This is a genomic window from Jiella mangrovi, from assembly GCF_017815135.1.
Taxonomy (GTDB): Bacteria; Pseudomonadota; Alphaproteobacteria; order Rhizobiales; family Rhizobiaceae; genus Jiella; species Jiella mangrovi.
Window position 1 is genome coordinate 191,706 of the sequence record NZ_JAGJCF010000006.1, and the last position, 20,648, is coordinate 212,353.

A 20,648-nucleotide genomic window follows, 5' to 3' on the forward strand; every position below is an offset into this window, starting at 1 on the left:
GAGCCGGCTCGTGCGGCTGATCAACCAGCATCCTTCGCGGGTTTGGCAGGTGGCGCTCGGAGCGCTGCCCTTCGCGCTCGCCATCGTTGCCTATATGATCGCGAGTGCGATCCGCCGGGCCGACAACCCGCAGGACAAGCTTCTGCCCTCGCTCACTTCGATGGGCGAGGCGATGTACGGCCTCGCCTTCGTCGCCGACCGGCGGACGGGCGGGTTCATCCTGTGGTCCGACACCTTGGCGAGCCTCGAGCGGCTCGCCATCGGCATCGCCATCGCGGCGGCCTTTGCCATCGTCTTCGGCGCGCTGATCGGCATCCTGCCGATCGGACGGGCGCTGTTCTCGCCCTTCGTCGCGGCCTTCTCGCTGATTCCGCCGATCACTATCCTGCCGATCCTGTTCATCGTGCTCGGCCTTGGCGAAGCGGCGAAGATCGGTCTCGTCGCCATCGGCACCGCGCCCCTGATGATACGGGCGCTGGCGCAAAGCGTGCTGGACATTCCGCGCGAGGAGATCGTGAAGGCTCAGACGCTCGGCGCGACGACCTGGCAGATCGCGACACGGGTCGTCTTTCCGCAGCTCTGGCCGAAACTGATCCTCGCCATCCGCCTCGGTCTCGTGCCGGCCTGGATCTTCCTGATCTCCGCCGAGGCGATCGCCTCCACCGACGGCCTCGGCTACCGGATCTTTCTCGTGCGCCGCTATCTCGCGATGGACGTGATCCTGCCCTATGTCGTCTGGATCACGCTGCTGGCCTATGTGATCGACCGGGCGCTGGCGCTGTTCTCGCGCCGCGTGTTTCCCTGGGCGCATCTTACGGGAGACGCGCTATGAGCTTTCTCGAGGCGCGCCGGATCTCCAAGAGCTACGGCGATGCGCCGATTCTCGAACGGGTGGATCTTGCCGTCGACGAAGGCTCGCTGGTGACGATCGTCGGCGCGTCGGGATGCGGCAAGTCCACCTTCCTGCGCATCCTGCTCGGCCAGGAGCAGGCGACGGGCGGCGAGATCCATGTCGGCGGCGAGGTGCTGGCCGGCGAGCCCGACGAGGGGCGTGGCATCGTCTTCCAGCGCTATTCGGTGTTTCCGCATCTCACCGTTCTCGGCAATCTGATGCTGCCGGACGACTTTGAAGGCTCGCGCTTTGTCGGCCGGCTCTTCGGCGTCAAGCGAAAAGCGGCGCGGGAGCGGGCCGAGGCGATGATGGAAAAGATCGGCCTTGCCCATGCGGCCGATCGCTATCCCGCCCAGCTTTCCGGCGGCATGCAGCAGCGCCTCGCCATCGGACAGGCGCTCTTGAAGCGTCCACGCATCCTTCTGCTCGACGAGCCCTTCGGCGCGCTCGATCCCGGCACCCGGCAGGACATGCAGGCGATGCTGATCGATCTGTGGCGCGAGACGGGGATGACCGTTTTCATGGTCACCCACGACATTCAGGAAGCCTTTCATCTGGGGACAAGGCTTCTGGTCTTCGACAAGATCCGCCACGATCCGCAATTCCCGGCCGCCTACGGCGCGACCATCACCTATGACATTCCGCTTCGCGGCCAGCGACAGCCGGCGAGAGAGGCGGCAGAAGACCCGGCGGTGTCGGCGGGAGCGGCGGACGATGTCCGCTCTCTGCCGTTCCCCGCGCCATTCGAACGAGGAGACGAGCCCCATGCGTAAAGACATCCGATTCGAGCCGCCGGCCCGCCAGAGCCGCAAAGCCGTCGCGCAATTTTCAGCCGAAAGGTCGCGCCACCACCACCCGAATTTCGACGCCAAGGAAACCCGCGGCTGGAAGGCGCTGGAGGCCGAGGACAAGCTCTCCGGCGAGGGTTGGAAGCGCGAGGTCAAATGGGCACTCGACATGGGTCTGCCCGGCGCCGAATCGATCACCGACAAGTCGATCCCGACCTTTGCCCGGGGCGAGCTGCCGCATTTCGCCGGGATCAACACCTTCCTGAAAGCGCCCTATGTCGAGAATGTCCGCGACGTTGGCAAATACGACGCCGCCGTCCTCGGCATTCCGTTCGACAGTGGCACCACCTACCGGCCCGGCACCCGTTTTGGGCCGCAGGGCATCCGCCGCATCTCGGCGCTCTATACCACCTACAACTATGAACTCGGCGTCGATCTCAGAGAGCAGATGACGCTCTGCGATGCCGGCGACGTCTTCACCATCCCCGGCAATCTGGAGAAGAGCTTCGACCAGATTTCCAAGGGCGTCTCCCACGTCTTTTCCTCCGGCGCCCTGCCGGTGATGCTCGGCGGCGACCATTCGATCGGGTTCCCATGCGTGCGCGGCATCGCCGAATGCACCTCGAAGCGTATCGGCATCATCCATTTCGACCGGCACATCGACATCCAGGAAAAGGATCTCGACGAGCGCATGCACACGACGCCCTGGTACTGGGCGACGAACCTGCCGAACGTGCCGGCGGTCAATCTCGTGCAGCTTGGCATCGGCGGCTGGCAGGTGCCGCGTCCCGGGGCCAAGGAGGCGTATCGCCGGCAGACCAACGTTCTCACCATCGAGGACATCGAGCAGTATGGTCTGGAGAAAACCGCCGAGATCGCGCTGGAACTGGCCTGGAAGGACGCCGACGCGGTCTACATCTCCTTCGACGTGGACAGTCTCGACTGCGGTTTCGTGCCCGGCACCGGCTGGCCGGAGCCGGGCGGCTTCCTGCCGCGCGAGGCTTTGAAGATCCTCGGCCTCGTCTCGGCGCCGGGTATCTGCGGCCTCGAAGTGGTGGAAGTCTCGCCGCCCTACGACACCTCCGACATCACCGCGCTGATGGGCGTTCGCGTGGCGGTCGAAGCGCTCGGCTCGATGTGCGCCCACGGCACGCTCGGCAAGCACAAGGCGATCATCGACAAGCCGGTCAGTTTCTGAGAGGCCGCGCTGCCGGTAAGGCGAACGCAACCTGGGGGGCATCTGCCGTTCTTGAGGCTGAGCCGGGCAACCCCCCTCTGCCTTCCGGCATCTCCCCCACAAGGGGGGAGATCGATCTCGGGACTGGCTTTGGCCTGACCGTCATCGATCGCATTTGCGCCGACCGACGAATGAAGCCGAGGTGGACAGCGCCGAAAAAGGCGCAACAGACAACGCCGCCGATCTCCCCCCTTGTGGGGGAGATGTCCGGCAGGACAGAGGGGGGCGCCCAGGCGCAGCTTCCCAAAATGTGCCCGCAGCATCAAGTGCTTCGAGCGAAAGACCCACAGGAGAACACCCCCATGCATCGCGGCGACAGCGATCACTTTCACCCCTATGACGTCTCGTCGGGGAGCGGCCATGCCCACGGCCACAATCATCGCGGCACGGCCCAGTGGCAGGTGCCGCACAAGAGCGATCACGACCACGGCGACCACGACCATCCGCACGAGCACGAGCCGGACCTCGACCTCGTCGAAAAGGCCTTCGTCGAGGGCTTCCAGTCGGCGCCCGACCCGACCAGCTTCCTGCGGCTTGCCGGCATTCCCTTCGAGGCGAAGCTTGCCGACGGCACCGAGCTGAAGCTGCTGCGCGTCGCACAGGAGCGCCGGGTCGACATCGGGTCACTGGCGCCGCATCTCGGCGGCGAGACCTTCCGCTACGATCCGCTGCCGGCGCAGATGGTGTCGAAGCGCGATCACCTCGTCTTCGTCTATTTCGACGGGAAGGGGACGCGGCAATATGCCTTCGAGGATGCGAGAGCGCTGGGCGGGCGGTGAAGACATCGCTTGAGCGGCAGCAGACTTCGACTTATCGTTGCTGATGGATTTTCCCTGGAGCCAGGAAAAGAATGAATCACTGAAGGCTCGCTACGGCCTCGGATTCGAACAGGTATTGATCGCGCTCGAAGAGGGACGGCTGCTTCATCGGCGTCGACATCCCAATAGGGACCGTTACCCACATCAGAAACAACTCGTCGTCGAGATCGACAATTATGGCTGGGTCGTCCCATATGTAGAGACGGAGACAGGCGTCTTCTTCAAGGCGATGTTTCCAAGCCGGCGGGCCACACGCAATTTTCTGGGAGGCGCAAGATGAGCGGCCGCGAACCCAAGCCAATCCTGACCGACGACGAGCGGGAAGACTACGATCTCAGCGAAAACGCCGACTGGCTTGCGATTGGCAACATCGACGAGGATCGCTCTGCCTTGCAAGCGGCAGCGAGGACTGCGGTGCAGGACATCCAAGATCAACGTATCGAACTCGTCCTCTCCAGAAAGGACCTGGAGACGCTGAAGTCCCGCGCTGCAGAACAGGGCATGCATTATCGGGCGCTTATCGAGTCGATCCTGCGCAACTACGCCGACGGGTGAAGTGATGGCACTTGGGCAGCGACCTTCGGAAGCCTTCACCCCTTGCCGAAATCCCCCTTCACGCTCTGCAACCCCTCGCGATAGGTCGGATAGCGGAAGGTGTACCCCGCCTCCTTGATCTTCTTGTTCGAGACCCGCTTGTTTTCGCCATAAAAGCTCCTCGCCATGGGCGACAGGTCGGCGGTGGCGAAATCGGTCTCGGCCGGCGGTTCGGCGCCGACCATTTCGGCGGCGTGAAGCACGACGTCCTGGGGCGGGGCGGGTTCGTCGTCGGTGACGTTGAAGATGCCGCCCAGACGCTTTTCCGCAAGAAGGCCGGTCGCGCCGGCGATGTCCTCGACATGGATCCGGTTGAACACCTGGCCCGGCTTGACCAGGCGCTTGGCCGTGCCCTCGCGCAGATTGACGAAGCCGTTGCGGCCCGGCCCATAGATGCCTGACAGGCGAATGATCGCGACCGGCACCTGCCGCGTCTTGCCGAGCTCGATCCAGGCGTTCTCGGCCTCGACACGCGCCTTGGAGCGATCGGACTGTGGCCGCAGTTCGGTTTCCTCGTCGACCCAGCCGCCGTCATGATCGCCATAGACGCCGACGGTGGAGAGATAGCCGATCCATTGGAGGTTCGGGCTGCCATGGGCGATCTCGTCGAAATACCAGCGCAGCACGGGATCGCCCGACCTGGCGTTGGCGCCGCCGACCCTTGCGCCGTCCGGTGCCTTGTGGCCGGGAGGTGCCGAGACGAGAATATGGGTGGCGCGGTAGAGCGCCCCGGCGATCCCGTCGCCGGGACGCTCGCCGTCGAAGACGACCGGCTTCAGCCCATGCGCGGCGACGGACGACGCCTTGTCCCTGGACCGCACGGTGACGGCCTCGACCGTTACCGAGCTCTTGTCGAGGCTCTCGACGAAACGGGATGCGGAATAGCCGTAGCCGAAGACGAAAAGATGCATCGGCTCAGCCGCCCCTGCGAATGGGCGGGACGAAGGATTCGACTTCGAGCCGGCCGATCCGCAGGCGTCTGATCTCGGCATCGCCGATCTGCGCCCGGCCGACCGAGAGCCGGCCGATGGCAAACGCGCCGACCGCGACCGCTCCGACGGCAAAGGCCCCGAGCGCGAGTGCGCCGACTGCCCCGGCGCCGAGGGCGCCCGCGCCGAGGGCCGCGGAACCGGCCGCGTGATCGGGCGTCGGCAGGAAGCCGCCATCGCGCAGCTGCAGGAGCGCGCGTCGGACCTTGGCCTCGGCTCCGGATGGGCGATCGTCCCGCGACAGCGCGGTTCCGGGCGCGCTCATCGCGCCGGCCGGAGGCTGCGGCTCATTCTTGGGCTTTTTCCAGGGCATGCCACTCGCTCCGCACCGTCTCGTTAGCCTCTCTATCAAGTGCGGCGGGACGAAGTCGCAAGGCCTCGGTGCGATCGAGCCGGCAGAGCGCCCAGACTGCCATGGCCCGAACCAGCGGGGCGGGGTCGCCCAAGAGCGCTGTGATCTGCACAGAAAACTGCGCGAGCCCGGAATTGCCGGCGGCGATCAGGCAGTTCGAGACGAATTTCTCCCGGCCGATGCGCTTGATGGGCGAACCGGAGAACAGCGCGCGAAAGGCGGCATCGTCGAGGGTGAGCAGATGCTCCAGTTTCGGCGCCTTGAGATCGTCCCGGGCGATGAGCTTTGCCTCGCTCGCGGTTTCGGCGAACTTGTTCCACGGGCAGACGGCAAGGCAGTCGTCGCAGCCATAGATGCGGTTGCCCATGGCGGCGCGAAGCCCGCGCGGGATGACGGCCTTGGTCTCGATGGTGAGATAGGAGATGCAGCGCCGGGCATCGAGCTGGTAGGGCGCGGGAAAGGCGTTTGTCGGGCAGGCTTCGAGGCAGGCGCGGCAGGAGCCGCAGCGGTCCTGGCCGGGCGCGTCCGTCTCGAGATCGAGCGTCGTGAAGATCGAGCCGAGAAACAGCCAGGAGCCGAAATCGCGCGACAGGAGATTGGTGTGCTTGCCCTGCCAGCCGAGGCCGGCAAGTTCGCCCAGCGGCTTTTCCATGACGGGCGCGGTGTCGACGAAGACCTTGGCGTCGTGCGTCCCGAGACCGGATTGCTTTGCCCGGGCGACGAGGCGGCCGGCGAGTTCCTTCAGCCTGCCCTTGATGACGTCGTGATAGTCCCGGTGGCGGGCATAGACCGAGATCGCCCCGCGATCCGGCCGAGAGAGTATGTCCAGCGGGTCCTCGTCCGGCCCGTAATTCATGGCGAGAACGACGATCGAACGCACGCCCGGCCACAGATCTTTCGGCGACCGGCGTCGCTCGAGAGTTTCGGGCATCCAGGCCATGGTGCCATGGCGGCCCTGATCGACGAATTGACTGAGACGCTCGCCGGCAAGGACGCTGCCGGATGCGCCCGCCACGCCGAACGCGCCAAAGCCGAGCCTTTCGGCGTCGGCGCGGAGAAAATCCTTCAGCGAGGCGAGGGCGTCGGCGGTCATCCCGGCCGATATGGCGCGGCGGCGAGGGGGTGGGCAAGGCCTTTGGTCATTTGAGGCGACGTGCGCGCCGCCGTCCTTCGAGGTCTCAAACCCCGAGAATGCCGTCTGATGTCCACGGCAAGAACATTGCCCGCGCTTCGATTTCACGTTTCGTCCGCCGCCCCTGGATTCTCGGGACGGGGCCCGAGAATGACGAAGCGGTGGTGTCGGCCGGCCTTCTTCTGCGCTGCTGCGGAGGCTCTCAAGCCTTTTTCAGACCGAGGAAGCCTCGCCAGGACAAAGGCGCTGTCCGAGAGTATCAGCGCAGACAGACGGCCCCAAAACCTAAGACGCCGTCATTCTCGGGCCCCGTCCCGAGAATCCAGAGTCGCTTCGCAAGCGGTAGATCAGAATGAGATAATGTCGCGTCCGCCGACGCGCGGCTCTCCTTCGGAAACAGGGCTCGAAGTGACGAGCCTCCCTTCTGCCCGAACGTCTCGACACGGCAGATGACCCGCTCGTCAGCCTTCCCACTCGGCGAATGCCTTCAGCAGCGGTCCGAAATCGTCAGGTCCCGGAAATTCCGGAAAGCTCCTCGGCGCGCCGGTTCCGGCGAAGCCGAACTTCGTGCTCGTCCAGGTCTCGATGAAAGGCGCGATGTCGCTCGTATCGTCCAGCATGGGAGAGCGAAGATTGACGAAGCCCTTGACGCGTTGCGGCTTGGAAAACACCCAGGTGAGGCAGGACGGACAGAAATAATGCTGGACGTCCGGGCCCTTCAGCCCGCCGAGAAGCGGGTTGCCGGAGGTGACGCCGAAGCCCTCTTCCGGCACCATCATGGTCAGCGAATAGGCGCTCGACGCCATCTTCTGGCAACCGCGGCAATGGCAGGCGGCGGTCACCGCCGGTTCCGCCGTCACCGCGAAGGTGAGTTCGCCGCAGCGGCAGCTGCCCTTGCGCGGCAGTTTCCAGTCTCTCACCATCATGGGCTCCATCTTCAAGAGACGAGGACACAGGCCCTCGTCCCGGTGTTCGCTCCGCCGCGGATCGCCGGGCGGGGTCATTCGGCGCAGTCGCGGCTCAGCGTCCGGTCATCGCCAGCTGGTCGGGACGGTAGCGCGCGCCGGCGACGTTCGCCAGCTTCTCGCCGATCTCGGCCTGCTCTGTTTCGCTCAGCGTGATGTCGGCGGCGGCCGCATTCTCCTCCAGATGCCTGATCTTGCGCGCGCCGGGGATCGGAACGACGAAGTCCTTGCGCGACAGGAGCCAGGCCAGCGCCAGCTGCGCGGCCGTCACGCCTCTCGCCTCGGCGAGACTCTTCAGCGTCTCGACCAGCGCCGCATTGGCGGCCATGGCATCGGCCTGAAAGCGTGGCAGGTTCCTGCGGAAATCGCCCTCGGCGAGCTGGTCGGGGCTCGACAGCCCGCCCGTCAGCTGGCCGCGGCCGAGCGGTGAATAGGGGACGAGCGAGATGCCGAGTTCCTCGCAGAGCGGGATGATCTTGTCTTCCGGATCGCGGGTAAACAGCGAATATTCGTTCTGGATCGCGGCGATGGGGTGGGTGGCGTGGGCCTTGCGGATGGTCTCCGGCCCGGCCTCCGAAAGCCCGAGGGCGCGCACCTTGCCGGCCTTCACCAGCTCGGCCATTGCCCCGACCGTCTCCTCGATCGGCACGTTCGGGTCGACCCGGTGCTGGTAGAACAGGTCGATCGTCTCGATGCCGAGCCGTTGCAGACTGGCGTCGCAGACCTCCTTCACGTGCTCTGGCCGCGAATCGGTGCCGCCGAGATTCTTGGTGCCATCCTTCTCGTCACCGATCCTGAAGCCGAACTTGGTCGCGACCGTCACCTTGTCGCGCCTTCCCTTCAGCGCCTTGCCGACGAGCCGTTCGTTGGTGAAGGGCCCGTAGACCTCGGCCGTATCCCAGAAGGTGACGCCGATTTCGACGGCGCGGTGGAGGGTCTTGATCGATTCGGCCTCGTCCTGGCCGCCATAGGCATGGCTCATGCCCATGCAGCCGAGGCCGATCGCCGACACGGTCAAATCGTTTCCAAGCTTGCGCTGATGCATCGTGCTGTCCTTCGTCGATGATGTGATGGGAGCGAAGATGCGCCGCAAAACGCGCCGACGTAAGCCCGTCGCGCTTTCACGGGCTGTTCGATATGATTCAGCAATGGAACGCTCACTTCTCTCCCCGCTCGCCTTGTTCGTCACCGTTGCGCGATTGCGCTCCTTCCGCGCGGCGGGCCGGGAAACCGGTCTCTCGCCCTCGGCCGTCAGCCATGCCGTGGCATCCCTCGAAGGCACTCTCGGGGTTCGTTTGCTGCACAGGACCACGCGATCGGTCTCGCCGACGGCCGATGGCGCGGCACTGCTGGAAAGGGTGGGCCCGGCGCTGTCGGAGATTTCCGAGGCGGTTCTCGCCGCCGGTGCCCTCGTCGGCGAGCCGGCGGGAAGCCTCAATGTCAACCTCTCGCGCTCGGCCTACGAAATCGTCGTTCTGCCGAGACTGGCCGGGTTCCGGGCCGCCCATGCGCATATCACGCTCGATCTCACCCTCGATGACGGGCTTGCAGACGTCGCATCGAAGGGTTTCGACGCCGGGATCAGACTGCGCGAATCGATCGAGCAGGACATGATCCGGGTTCCGGCCAGTCCGCCGCTCTCGCTCGCGGTCGTGGCAAGCCCGGCCTATCTCGCCGCTCACGGCAAGCCGGTTTCGCCTGGCGACCTGACCGCCCATGACGGGATCGTGCGACGGTTCGACACCGGCCCGATCTATCGGTGGGAATTCGAAGTGGACGGCCAGCCCGTGGTGGCGCTGCCGAAGCCGGCCATCGTCGTCAACGACACTCAGGCCGGCGTTGCCGCCGCGCTCGCGGGGCTCGGCATCACGATGGCGATGCTGCCGCAGGTCGCATCGCTGATCGAGGACGGCTCGCTGGTGCGGCTCCTCGAAGACTGTTCGCCGGAATTTGAGGGTTTCGGCATCTACTTTCCTTCGCGCCGCCAGATGCGGCCGGCGCTCAGGGCCTTCATCGATCATTTTCGCCTGTGACGTCAGGCGGGAGCCAGCCGGTCCAGCGCCTTAAAAGTCGAGCTCGCTGTAGTTCAGCGAGGGCGGCAGGCCGCGCAGACGCTCGGTAAGCAGTATGCGGAAGGAGGGGCGGGATTTCATCCGCATGTACCATTCCTTCGCCTGGGGTTCGGACTCCCAGGGCACTTCGCCGATATAGTCGAGTGTCGAGAGCGCACCCGCCGCGGCGATGTCGGCATAGGACATCCGCGTGCCGGCCAGCCAGTCCCGTTCTTCCACCAGCCATCCGAGATAGCGAAGATGATGCTTGAGATTGGCCCTTGCGGCGCGGATCGCCGATGCGTCCGGCGCGCCGCCGCCATCCTCGGGGCGCATCTCCAGCTTGAACACCCGTTCACGGATCAGATAGCGGGTGACCTCGCTCTCCATCTTGCGCAGGAACCACTCGGTCAGCCGCCGGGCTTCCGCGCGCTCCAGCGGCTTTTCCGACATCAGCCGCTTGTCGCGCTGAAAGGCGCCGCGGGTCTCGTCGAGATATTCGCCGACGACGATGCCGCCGATGATGGGAGGGCCGTTGTCCTCGATGAGCACCGGCAGGCTTGCCGCCGGATTGAGAAGCAGGAAGTCGCGGCGTCGCTCCCACGGCCGCTCCTCCACCAGTTCGCAGCGCTCGCCATATTCTGCAAGGACCAACCGAACGAAGCGGGAGGCGGCGGACATCGGGTGGTGGTGCAGTTTCAACATTTCGCCTGGAGTCGAGTGGTTGCCGGCGACGGCAGGGGGCTGCGCAAGAAGTGGTTTCGCGTGCTCCCGCTGCTGCCCGTCCGGCGAGGAGAAGAAGCATTTCGACGAACGTCACACAAAATTATCAACAGATTGGAAAAAGAAGAGTTTCTTACCCTGGTTGTGTGTCGTTCATGCGCTCGGTCATCTGGCATGCGAATGCGTCAAGGAAAGGTCCGGTTCCAAAAGCAGGCAAGCGCCGGTCAGCCTCGCATCAGCATGCGGCGCGAAAGAGCGCGACATGTCATGCGGGCGTTTCTTGCGCAACGGGCCGTATTTCGGACGAAGACGTGGCGTCGAGAATTGGTCACGACTAGAACCGAGTCGCGCCCGGCAACCCCGAAACCCTCCGGCGAATGGCGCGAGGAGACCAACATTGGATTTTGGATCATATATCGATGCGGCGGTCCTGGGGATCGTCGAGGGCCTGACCGAGTTCATCCCCGTTTCATCCACCGGGCACATTCTCCTTCTCGGCGAACTGCTCGGCTTCCACTCGACGGCTCACACCTTCGAGATCGTCATTCAGCTCGGGGCGATTCTCGCGATCCTGCTCGTTTACTTCGCCCGGCTCTGGCAGCTCTTCATCACCTTGCCGAGCAGCGCGCAGAGCCGCCACTTCGTCATCGGCATTCTCGTCGCCTTCCTGCCGGCCGCCGTCGTCGGCGTCATCGCCCACGACTTCATCAAGCGTGTCCTGTTCGAAACGCCGATCGTGATCTGCATTGCGCTCGTCGTCGGTGGCATCCTGCTTCTTCTCATCGACAAGATGCCGCGCAGGGTTCGCTACGACGACGTGATGGACTATCCGCTGTGGCTGTGTTTGGCGATCGGCGCCTTCCAGTGCCTCGCCATGGTGCCGGGAACCTCACGCTCGGGCGCGACCATCGCCGGCTCGCTCCTGATGGGGACGGACAAGCGCTCGGCGGCCGAATTCTCCTTCTTTCTGGCGATGCCGACGATGGTGGGCGCCGTCGCCTATGACGTGTTCAAGAACCGCGACGCCCTGTCTCTCGACGATGTCGGTCTGATTGCCGTCGGCTTCGTCCTCGCCTTCGTCTCGGCCCTGTTCGTCGTGCGCACCCTTCTCGACTTCGTGTCGCGCCACGGCTTTGCGCCCTTCGCGTGGTGGCGGATCGTCGTCGGCACGCTCGGCATGGTCCTGATCTTCACGCTGGCGCCTGCCAGCGCGCCGGCGAGCGCTCCGGCCCAGACGGTCGGCACGCTGAGCGTCGACGACATCATCGACGGGCAGAAGGATGGAGAGCCGGCCGATCACCTCGCCGCCGGCAAGAGCGCCCGCGTCAAAGCAGAGCCATGAGCCCCCGGCGAAGGAGATCGAAGGCGAGAACCGCCAGGATCACCTTCAGAACGACCCGGAACAGCGCCTCGTTCACCCGCTTGAGCAGATGCGTGCCGGCGATCGTTCCGACGAAGCCGGACGCGATCATCAAGAGCATCAGGACGCCGTAATCTCCCAGCGCCACACCGAGGGCGAAGAAGGCGAAGGCCTTCAGCGCATGCTGGGTGCCGGTCATCGCGGCAAGGGTGGCGACGAGGGTCTGGCGATCGTCGAAGACCTTGGAGAACAGGGCGACGTTCAAAGGCCCGGTCGCGCCGAAGAACATCGACAGAAGCGTCGTCACGCCGCCCGCGGCGGCAAGGCCGAGCGGGCCGATCGCCGCAAATTTCGGCAGCCTGGCGAAGGTGACGACGAGGATGAAGCCGCCGAGGGCGATGTCGAGGAAAGCCTCGGGCAGGGCAACGACGAAATTCGCGCCCAGCGCCGCCCCGACCACCGCGCCCAGAAGGAACGCCGGGATCACGCGCCAGGCGACGGCGCGACGCTGAACCAGCACACGGCCGGCATTGGAGGCGAGCTGAACGATGCCATGCACGGGAACGAGCACCGGCACGGGGAGGAAGAGGCTCATCACCGCGAGCAGCGTAATGCCGCCGCCGAGCGCGAAGGCCGCCGTCAGCGCGGATGTGAAGCCACTGACGAGGACGAGAAGAAGGGCGTCGGCTAAAGAGAGATCTGCTGGCAGGAGAGATGAGAGCACGGGCAGGAAGCCCGTCGCTCAGACCACGCCGTCCTGATTCTCGGCATCGAGGCCGCCCGCATGGGTCTGCGGTCTCGTGAACTGACCCTGGGGGCGGAAGCGGATGAGATAGGTCGGCAGGATCGCGTCGAGCGAGCGGGGCATCCGGTCGAAGGCCTCGAGCGTGCGACCCTCGGCCTTGGCCTCGTCGGACACGACGTTGTCGACCTTCAACAGCGCCACCTGATCCTCCGTGAGGGGAGCGCCCGGCAGGAAGCGCATGGCCCGCGCCATGGTCGAGGCGGCGCCGAAGGGGATCGACACGAAACCGCGCTTGTGATCGACGACCCGCAGCATCTCCTCCATCATTTGCCGGAAGGTCAGGACTTCGGGGCCGCCCAGTTCGTAGATCCGGCCGCCCGGCACCTTACCCTCGACGGCGCCCGCCACTGCCTCGGCGACGTCGCCGACGAAGACCGGCTGGTAGCGGGTCTTGCCGCCGCCGATCAGCGGGAGCACCGGCGAAAAGCGCGACATTTCGGCGAATCGGTTGAAGAACTGGTCCTCGGCACCGAAGACGATGGAGGGACGAAGGATCGTCGCGTCGGGAATCGTGTCGAGAACCGCCGCTTCACCGGCCGCCTTGGTGCGCCCATAGGCCGATTCGGAATGCGGATCAGCGCCGATCGCCGACATCTGGGTGAGGCCCGCACCGACGCCGCGGGCGGCCTCGGCAACGGCCTTGGCGCCGAAATGCTGGACGGCGTCGAAGCTCTGGCGGCCGCTTTCGGCGAGAATGCCGACGAGATTGACCACGTGATCGGCGTCCTCGACCGCCCGGTCGATCGACCAGCGATAGCGCAGATTCGCCTGGATTGGCTGGATCTGCCCCATATTGCCCGCGATCTGCAGGTGATAGGCAAGGTCGGGACGGCGGCAGGCGACCCGGATGCGGTGGCCGCGCCGGGCAAGCGCCCGCGCCACATAGCGCCCGAGAAAACCGGATCCGCCGAACAGAACAACCGTCTTGTTCAAACCGATCGTCATCGCATCCGCTCCTTCACTGCTGCGGCTGGCCCGTCGTCCCGGCGGAACCGGGACCCCGCGTCGAGGTCCGGTCTATACTGCCGGCTGGCCGTCATTCAAAAGGGCTCATAACCTGTTCGCATCGCAAGGTGAAGGCGGCAATTCCTCGCCTTGCATCGCCCGGCAAGCCATTCGCAGACGGCAGCGCCGGGATCATCGTGGTCGCGGCGCCGGCAAGGCCGCGCTGCGGCGCGCTCCGCCATGGGACGGCGCCGAGGAATTCCGGCAGGCTTTGCCCCGAAGAATGCCGCCCCGCCCGGCTTGGCGGGCGACATCATCCCTGCTTATCGAAAATCCGCGTTGACAGGCAGGGGAGCAGCTTCTAATGGTCCCCGCCGAGCCCAGGTGGCGGAATTGGTAGACGCGCACGGTTCAGGTCCGTGTGCCGCGAGGCGTGAAGGTTCGAGTCCTTTCCTGGGCACCATTTCCGGTCTGATGCGGTCATGACCGCTCACGACGACAGCCAAAAACACCCCGGAAAACCTGAATTCGTGATCTGGTCACGTCCGGGGTGGCCTGTTGGTATTCAATCCGGTCGTTGATGTTTTCGTTGGTATCGGCGTGGAAGCAACCTTCCCCGTCGTTTTCGATACCAAGAAGCGGCCAGTCGGTTGTCCCTCTCCACAGCCAGAACGCCGTGCGCCCGAATGGACGCTCCAACCTTTCGAATCACCGCATCATGCTTTCCCAAAATCGATTCCGATTTTGGGCCGCTGCTGTAGAGCGCCGCGACCTGCCATGTGTTTCCGCTATCCAAATATTTACCTTGGGATCGATCCCTAGGGGAAAGCCTTGCGGCCCGCCAGATCTGTCGGGATCATTGCTTCGGGGCGCGTTTTGATTTGCCGGATGACCGTAAGTCATAAAAATCAATTTTTAACTTATACGGGTGAGGTTGCCGGAACGGGATGTCCTGCGCAAGTTTCACGCGTTAGGGCAAAAATCGATGAATTCAACAAAATGCACGTCAGCCGGGATTGAGCCTGGCGCGGCAGGGGGACGACATGGCGGGAACGCTCGAGACCAACGGCAACACGTACTCCGGAACCGTTAGCGAACTGCAGGGCTACGACCGGATCGTGACGGTGGACGAGGCCGGGAGCCTGTCCGATTCGGTCAGTCTCGAGCTCACGGACGGCGGAGAGCTGGATCTCGAGGCGGCGCTCGAAGGTATGCGAGCGGCCGCAGTCACCGCTTCCTCGGCCGGCAACACGATCACGACCGGCTCGATGGACGACACGCTGAACGGCGGCGCTGGGGACGACACGCTGAACGGCGGCGAAGGCGACGACGCGCTGGGCGGCGCCGGCGGCAACGACACGTTGAACGGCGGCGGTGGGAACGACTTCCTGAGCGGCGGCGATGGCGACGACACGCTGAACGGCGGCGATGGGAACGACACCCTTGACGGCGGCGCCGGCAACGACACGCTAAATGGCGGCGCCGGAGACGATGAGATCAGCGACCGCGTCGGCGTCGTGGCCATCGATGGCGGCGATGGCGACGACGACATCCTTCTTCTCAACTCGGGCTCGGTGACGGGTTCGATCGAAGGCGGTGAGGGATATGACAATCTGTACGCCGACGGCGATCTCAACCTGGCCGGTCTGACGACCCTGAGCCTCGAGACCCTGTCGACACGCGGGTATACCGTTACGGCGACCGCCGAGCAATTTGAGTCCTTCGATTACATCGTTTGGGACGATGTTACCGATGCAACGTCTGACGTCTCTCTTCAGCTGGTGGGTGAAGGGACGCTCGATCTGTCGGACGAGTTGGAAGACTTGCGCGCAGCAACAGTCTATGCCTCCGCAGACGGCAACACGATCATCACGGGATCGAAGGACGACACGCTTTACGGTGCGGAGGGCGACGACACGCTCGACGGTGGCACCGGCGCCGACACCATGAGCGGCGGCCTGGGCGACGACACCTATGTGATCGACGATGCCGGCGACACGATCACCGAAAACGCAGGCGAAGGCAACGATACGGTCCAGACCGCCGCGACGGCGTCCCTTTCCGACTTCGCCAATGTCGAGAATCTGACGCTGACCGGCACGAGTTCCATCGACGGCACGGGCAACGAACTCGATAACACGATCATCGGCAACGATGCGGCAAACGTGCTGCAGGGCCTCGCGGGCAACGACACGTTGATCGGCGGCGGCGGCAACGACACGATCGAGGGCGGCGACGGCTACGACTGGATCGAAGGCGGCACCGGTAGCGACATCCTCAGGGGCGGAGCCGGACGGGATGTGATTATCGACAATGCCGGCACCGTCGACATCGATGGCGGCGACGGCGAAGATTTCATCCTCATCGACGGTTACGGTCGGCTTTACGGCTCGATCGTCGGCGGCGCCGGCCGTGACGTTCTGAACACCGAAAGCAGCCTGAGCCAGCTGACGACGCTCAGTGGGGTCGAGGTTCTCGCCACCGGCGGCACGACCATCGAGGCGACGGTGGAGCAGCTGGAGTCGTTCGACCGGATCGTTCAGTTCGACTATCACGCGGAGACCGACATGGTCTCTCTTCGTCTGGCGAATGCCGGCACTATCGATCTGGTGGATGAGTTGGAGGGCCTGCGCGGTGCCTACGTCTATGCATCCTCGCTGGGCAACACGATCACCACGGGAGCGCAGTACGACTATCTCTATGGTGGCGCAGGTGACGACACGCTGAATGCCGGCGACGGCAGCGACTACCTTTACGGCAATGACGGCAACGACACGCTCAATGGCGGTGCCGGAAACGATCGAATCTACGACAATGCCGGAACCGTGGCCATCGATGCCGGCGAGGGTAACGATATCATCGATATCTATGGTTCGGCCGCGCTGACAGGCTCGATCGTCGGTGGCGAAGGGGTTGATACTCTTTATGTCGACGGCAGCTTGGTGGATCTCACCGAACTGAGCGGCGTCGAGAACCTGGCGACGGGCGGTTACACCATCTCGGCCACCGCCGAGCAGTTCGAATCCTTCGATCGGATCGCTTACTACGACTACGGTTCGTCTTACACGGTCTCGCTTCGCCTGGCGGGGACCGGCACCGTGGACCTGTCGGACGAGCTCGAGGACCTCCGCGGTGTCAACATCTATGCTTCCGATGACGGCAATACGATCACCACGGGATCGCAGATCGACTTTCTTTCCGGTGGCGCCGGCGACGACACGCTGAATGGCGGTGCCGGCAACGACACGATCGAAGACTACCTTGGCACCGTTGCCATCGACGCCGGTACCGGCAACGACACCATCAGGATCCTTGCTTCCGAGGGTTCGCTGACGGGCTCGATCGCGGGCGGCGAAGGGCGCGACGTTCTCCAGTGGAATGCCTCTGTCGCGATGGACCTGTCGGGGCTCGAGACGCTGAGCGGCATCGAAGTCTTCGCGACGAACGGTTACGCCGTCACTGCCAGCGCCGAACAGCTGAACGACCTGACCCGGCTCGCCTCGTCCGACTACTACGGTGTGGGCTCCAGCGTCGAAGTTACCATTTCGGACGCCGGGACGGTCGATCTGACGGATGCGCTGGAAGGCTTCCGAGCCGCCATAGTCTATGCCTCTGCGGCCGGCAACGTGATCACGACCGGTGACAAGGACGACGAGCTGAATGGCGGCGTAGGTGAAGACACGCTGAATGCCGGCGACGGCGACGACGTCATCTCCGACGTCTCTGGGCTCGTGAACATCGACGCCGGGGATGGCGACGATATCATCGCGCTCACGGCTTCCTCGGAACAGGTGACGGGCTCGATCGTCGGCGGCGGAGGGCGTGACGTTCTTTACGGTGGCGGGTCCGATTTGAGCGGCCTCCAAACGCTGAACAGCGTGGAGGTCCTGGCAACGGACGGCCAGACTGTCACGGCGACGGCCGCGCAACTGGAATCCTTCGATCGGATCGTTCGCGAGGACAGCGACGCGGAAGAGGAGAGCGTCTCTCTTCGTCTGGCGGGCGCCGGAAGCGTCGATCTGACGGACGAGTTGGAGGAAATGCGGGCCGCGACGGTCTATGCGTCCTCGGCCGGCAACACGATCACCACGGGCGTCAAGGACGACACGATCGTCGGCGGCGACGGCGACGACACGCTGAACGGCGGCAAAGGCAACGACACGCTGACAGGCGGCTTGGGCACCGACGTGCTGAACGGCGGCGAGGGCGACGACAGGCTCGAGGATGAGACCGGGGTCGTCGCCATCGATGGCAGCTCCGGCAACGATACCGTCATGATCAACGCGTCTTCGGATGCGCTGACGGGATCCATTGCCGGCGGCACCGGAACCGACACGCTCCGCGCTTCGGGGGGCAATGTGGACCTGAGCGGGCTCTCTGAGATGAGCGGCCTGGAGATCCTGGAAACCAACGGTTCCATCGTCACCGGCACGATCGACCAACTGAAGTCCTTCGATCGGATCGTGGACGGTAACGGGGATGAGACGGCAAGCGTCTCTCTGGGGCTGTCGGATGCCGGCACCATCGATCTGACGGACGAGCTGGAGGGTGTGCGCGGCGCGACGGTCTATGCATCCTCGGGCGGCAACACGATCACCACCGGGGTGATGAACGACACGCTTGTCGGCGGTGACGGCGACGACACGCTCAACGGCGGCGAGGGCGACGACAGGCTTTATGGCGGCGTCGGCAACGACATCCTGAATGGCGGTGACGGCGACGACTTCATCGTCCTTCAGGGCGACGGTAACCCGCTGACCAGTACGGTCGACGGCGGCATCGGCCGCGACGTCTTGTCCCTCGGCATCGACGCCGAGGATATCACCGGGCTGGCGACGCTGAACAGCGTGGAGATTCTCGAGACCACCGGTTCGACCATCACGGCGACGGCCGAGCAGTTCGAATCCTTCGACCTGATCGTGCAATACGACGATTTCGTCGCCGCGAGCATGCCGGTCTCGCTTCGGATCTCGGGTGCCGGGACGCTCGATCTGGCGGACGAACTTGGCGACTGGGATCCGGCGGACGAGATCGCATTCCTGCGCGGCGCGACTGTCTTCGCGTCCTCGGATGGCAACACGATCACCACGGGCTCGCAGGACGACACCCTCTACGGCGATGTCGGCAACGACACGCTGAACGGCGGTGACGGCGATGACCAGCTTTATGGCGGAGCCGGCATCGACACCCTCAACGGCGGCGATGGCGACGACACGCTGGACGGCGGCGCGGGCGCCGACGTCATGCGGGGTGGCCGCGGCAGCGACACCTATTATGTGGACAGTGCCACCGATACCATCACCGAGCTGAGCGATCAGGGCATGATGGATCAGGTCTACAGCTCGATCGACTTCGACCTGAGCCAGCATAGCGAATATCTGGAGAAGCTCACCCTGACCGGCACGGCCAATCTCAACGGGACGGGCAACGCGGCCAACAACGTCCTCGTCGGCAATTCCGGTGCCAATGTCCTCAACGGCCGCGCAGGCGCCGATCAAATGTCCGGCGGTGCCGGCAACGACACCTATTATGTCGACGATGCCGGCGATACCATCACCGAGCTGGACGGCGAAGGTGATCAGGACCAGGTGTTCAGCTCGATCAGCCTCAAGCTGTGGGAGTACAGTCAGCAGGTCGAGAATGTCACGCTGACCGGCACCTCCGATCTTGCGGCGACAGGAAACGCGCGCGACAACAGGATCATCGGCAATGCCGGCGACAACGTCCTCGACGGCGGCAACGGCGACGACGTCCTCATCGGCAACGATGGCGACGACACGTTCCAGGATTCATCCGGGGCCGACCGGATGTATGGCGGCGTCGGCAACGATATCTACTATGTCGACGATGCCGGAGATCAGATCTTCGAATATCAATATGAAGGTCTTCGGGATCAGGTGTTCAGCTCGGTCAGCTTCGATCTCGGCCAGAACAGCGAATATCTCGAGGATCTGACGCTGACCGGCACGGCCGACCTCGACGGGACGGGCAATGGCCGCAGCAACGTCCTCACCGGCAATTCCGGCGCCAACGTCCTCGATGGCGGTGGCGGCGCGGATCGCATGGTCGGCGGCGCCGGCAACGACACCTATTATGTCGACAATGCCGGCGATCGGGTCGTCGAGCGGAACGGCGAAGGCGATCAGGATCAGGTGTTCAGCTCGGTCAGCATCAAGCTCTGGCAGCTGGGCCAGCAGATCGAGAACCTGACGCTGACCGGGACGGCCGATCTCGACGGCATGGGCAACGCCCGCGACAACACGATCTCCGGCAACGCCGGTAACAACGTGCTGGACGGCGGCACCGGCAACGACACGCTGTTGGGCGATGCCGGTGACGATACCTTCCAGGATATGTCCGGCGCCGACGCGATGTATGGCGGTATCGGCAACGACACCTACTATGTCGACAATGCCGGGGACCAGGTCTTCGAGCTGAATGGCGAAGGCGATCTCGACCGGGTCTTCAGCTCGATCAGCTTCGAGCTTGGTGAGAACATCGAGGCTCTGACCCTGACCGGCATGGGCGACCTCGACGGCACGGGCAACGCCGGCGACAACACCATCACCGGCACATCGGGCTCGAACGTTCTGAATGGCGGTGGCGGCAACGACATCCTCGCCGGCCTTACCGGGGCGGACATGCTGACGGGCGGTGCCGGCGACGACATCTTCCGCTTCGACACGATCGCTGACAGCGGCCGGCCGGCGGAAACCCGCGACACGATCACGGACTTCGAACAGGGCGTGGACCTGATCGATCTTTCGGGGATCGACGCCCTGTCGACCACCGAAGGCGACGACGCCTTCAACTTCATCGGCATGGCCCAGCATACCGGGGCGGGCGCGACCCTGCGCTACATCCACATCGGCGGCGATACGATCGTCTATGGCGACGTCGATGCCGACGGCTACGGCGACTTCTCGATCCTGCTCGAGGGCACGCACAATCTGACCCAGGACGACTTCGTTCTGTAAGCCTGGGGATCAGACTTCAG

Annotated in this window: 16 protein-coding genes and 1 tRNA gene; 9 read left to right on the forward strand and 8 right to left on the reverse strand. The window is 64.5% G+C overall.

What is annotated here, in order from left to right:
- The first annotated feature begins 10 nt into the window (after positions 1 to 10).
- The 5 genes from J6595_RS11435 to J6595_RS11455 all read left to right on the forward strand — a co-directional run bounded on the left by J6595_RS11435 (position 11) and on the right by J6595_RS11455 (position 4,290).
- The gene (locus tag J6595_RS11435) at positions 11 to 832 is read left to right on the forward strand and encodes an ABC transporter permease (RefSeq protein WP_209594682.1); all 822 of its coding nucleotides are present in this window, start codon (positions 11 to 13) and stop codon (positions 830 to 832) included.
- Complete coding sequence (locus J6595_RS11440) at positions 829 to 1,665, forward strand: ABC transporter ATP-binding protein (protein ID WP_209594683.1); 837 nt, start codon at positions 829 to 831, stop codon at positions 1,663 to 1,665. The genes J6595_RS11435 and J6595_RS11440 overlap by 4 nt, the downstream gene beginning before the upstream one ends.
- Entirely contained in the window at positions 1,658 to 2,878 is a 1,221-nt protein-coding gene (locus J6595_RS11445) for an agmatinase family protein (RefSeq protein WP_209594684.1), read from the forward strand. Before J6595_RS11440 ends, J6595_RS11445 begins: the two co-directional genes overlap by 8 nt.
- A gap of 341 nt (positions 2,879 to 3,219) precedes the next feature.
- Complete coding sequence (locus J6595_RS11450; protein ID WP_245198176.1) at positions 3,220 to 3,696, forward strand: hypothetical protein; 477 nt, start codon at positions 3,220 to 3,222, stop codon at positions 3,694 to 3,696.
- A gap of 315 nt (positions 3,697 to 4,011) precedes the next feature.
- A complete protein-coding gene (locus tag J6595_RS11455) occupies positions 4,012 to 4,290 on the forward strand; it encodes a DNA-binding protein (RefSeq protein ID WP_209594685.1) in 279 nt (92 codons plus the stop codon).
- 35 nt (positions 4,291 to 4,325) lie between these two features.
- Here J6595_RS11455 and J6595_RS11460 read toward each other — a convergent pair whose 3' ends face one another.
- From J6595_RS11460 to J6595_RS11480, 5 genes are all read right to left on the reverse strand, one after another.
- Complete coding sequence (locus J6595_RS11460) at positions 4,326 to 5,240, reverse strand: SDR family NAD(P)-dependent oxidoreductase (RefSeq protein WP_209594686.1); 915 nt, start codon at positions 5,238 to 5,240, stop codon at positions 4,326 to 4,328.
- 4 nt (positions 5,241 to 5,244) lie between these two features.
- Positions 5,245 to 5,631: a hypothetical protein gene (locus J6595_RS22530; RefSeq protein WP_245198178.1), complete on the reverse strand. Its 387-nt coding sequence runs from the start codon at positions 5,629 to 5,631 to the stop codon at positions 5,245 to 5,247.
- Positions 5,606 to 6,763, reverse strand: coding sequence for a tRNA epoxyqueuosine(34) reductase QueG (gene queG / locus J6595_RS11470; protein ID WP_209594687.1), 1,158 nt, complete (start codon positions 6,761 to 6,763; stop codon positions 5,606 to 5,608). Before queG ends, J6595_RS22530 begins: the two co-directional genes overlap by 26 nt.
- A gap of 500 nt (positions 6,764 to 7,263) precedes the next feature.
- A complete protein-coding gene (locus J6595_RS11475) occupies positions 7,264 to 7,728 on the reverse strand; it encodes a GFA family protein (protein ID WP_245198180.1) in 465 nt (154 codons plus the stop codon).
- A 94-nt stretch (positions 7,729 to 7,822) separates the two neighbouring features.
- On the reverse strand, positions 7,823 to 8,812 hold the full coding sequence (locus tag J6595_RS11480) for an aldo/keto reductase (RefSeq protein WP_209594688.1): 990 nt from the start codon (positions 8,810 to 8,812) through the stop codon (positions 7,823 to 7,825).
- Positions 8,813 to 8,915: 103 nt separating this feature from the next.
- Between J6595_RS11480 and J6595_RS11485 the strand changes: the two genes are divergently transcribed.
- A complete protein-coding gene (locus J6595_RS11485) occupies positions 8,916 to 9,800 on the forward strand; it encodes a LysR family transcriptional regulator (protein WP_209594689.1) in 885 nt (294 codons plus the stop codon).
- 30 nt (positions 9,801 to 9,830) lie between these two features.
- Here J6595_RS11485 and J6595_RS11490 read toward each other — a convergent pair whose 3' ends face one another.
- Positions 9,831 to 10,523, reverse strand: a complete 693-nt coding sequence (locus J6595_RS11490; RefSeq protein ID WP_209594690.1) for a glutathione S-transferase family protein — start codon at positions 10,521 to 10,523, stop codon at positions 9,831 to 9,833.
- A gap of 415 nt (positions 10,524 to 10,938) precedes the next feature.
- Between J6595_RS11490 and J6595_RS11495 the strand changes: the two genes are divergently transcribed.
- On the forward strand, positions 10,939 to 11,883 hold the full coding sequence (locus tag J6595_RS11495; protein ID WP_209594691.1) for an undecaprenyl-diphosphate phosphatase: 945 nt from the start codon (positions 10,939 to 10,941) through the stop codon (positions 11,881 to 11,883).
- On the opposite strand, the gene J6595_RS11500 is transcribed toward J6595_RS11495, so the two are convergent.
- Positions 11,867 to 12,625, reverse strand: a complete 759-nt coding sequence (locus tag J6595_RS11500) for a TSUP family transporter (protein WP_209594692.1) — start codon at positions 12,623 to 12,625, stop codon at positions 11,867 to 11,869. The two genes, J6595_RS11495 and J6595_RS11500, sit on opposite strands and share 17 nt — an antisense overlap.
- A gap of 18 nt (positions 12,626 to 12,643) precedes the next feature.
- Positions 12,644 to 13,651: a complex I NDUFA9 subunit family protein gene (locus J6595_RS11505; RefSeq protein ID WP_209594693.1), complete on the reverse strand. Its 1,008-nt coding sequence runs from the start codon at positions 13,649 to 13,651 to the stop codon at positions 12,644 to 12,646.
- Between the two features lie 378 nt (positions 13,652 to 14,029).
- Here J6595_RS11505 and J6595_RS11510 point away from each other — a divergent pair.
- Positions 14,030 to 14,114: transfer RNA gene (locus J6595_RS11510), tRNA-Leu, on the forward strand.
- A gap of 580 nt (positions 14,115 to 14,694) precedes the next feature.
- Positions 14,695 to 20,628: a hypothetical protein gene (locus J6595_RS11515; RefSeq protein WP_209594694.1), complete on the forward strand. Its 5,934-nt coding sequence runs from the start codon at positions 14,695 to 14,697 to the stop codon at positions 20,626 to 20,628.
- The last annotated feature ends 20 nt before the right edge of the window (positions 20,629 to 20,648 follow it).

Bases quoted from the DNA above. Each gene is read 5' to 3' on its own strand.
- J6595_RS11455 (WP_209594685.1), top strand. From the start codon at position 4,012: ATGAGCGGCCGCGAACCCAAGCCAATCCTGACCGACGACGAGCGGGAA.
- J6595_RS11460 (WP_209594686.1), bottom strand. From the start codon at position 5,240: ATGCATCTTTTCGTCTTCGGCTACGGCTATTCCGCATCCCGTTTCGTC.
- J6595_RS11445 (WP_209594684.1), top strand. From the start codon at position 1,658: ATGCGTAAAGACATCCGATTCGAGCCGCCGGCCCGCCAGAGCCGCAAA.
- J6595_RS11475 (WP_245198180.1), bottom strand. From the start codon at position 7,728: ATGATGGTGAGAGACTGGAAACTGCCGCGCAAGGGCAGCTGCCGCTGC.
- J6595_RS11440 (WP_209594683.1), top strand. From the start codon at position 829: ATGAGCTTTCTCGAGGCGCGCCGGATCTCCAAGAGCTACGGCGATGCG.
- J6595_RS11485 (WP_209594689.1), top strand. From the start codon at position 8,916: ATGGAACGCTCACTTCTCTCCCCGCTCGCCTTGTTCGTCACCGTTGCG.
- J6595_RS11505 (WP_209594693.1), bottom strand. From the start codon at position 13,651: ATGACGATCGGTTTGAACAAGACGGTTGTTCTGTTCGGCGGATCCGGT.
- J6595_RS11515 (WP_209594694.1), top strand. From the start codon at position 14,695: ATGGCGGGAACGCTCGAGACCAACGGCAACACGTACTCCGGAACCGTT.
- J6595_RS22530 (WP_245198178.1), bottom strand. From the start codon at position 5,631: ATGCCCTGGAAAAAGCCCAAGAATGAGCCGCAGCCTCCGGCCGGCGCG.
- J6595_RS11480 (WP_209594688.1), bottom strand. From the start codon at position 8,812: ATGCATCAGCGCAAGCTTGGAAACGATTTGACCGTGTCGGCGATCGGC.
- queG (WP_209594687.1), bottom strand. From the start codon at position 6,763: ATGACCGCCGACGCCCTCGCCTCGCTGAAGGATTTTCTCCGCGCCGAC.
- J6595_RS11450 (WP_245198176.1), top strand. From the start codon at position 3,220: ATGCATCGCGGCGACAGCGATCACTTTCACCCCTATGACGTCTCGTCG.
- J6595_RS11490 (WP_209594690.1), bottom strand. From the start codon at position 10,523: ATGTTGAAACTGCACCACCACCCGATGTCCGCCGCCTCCCGCTTCGTT.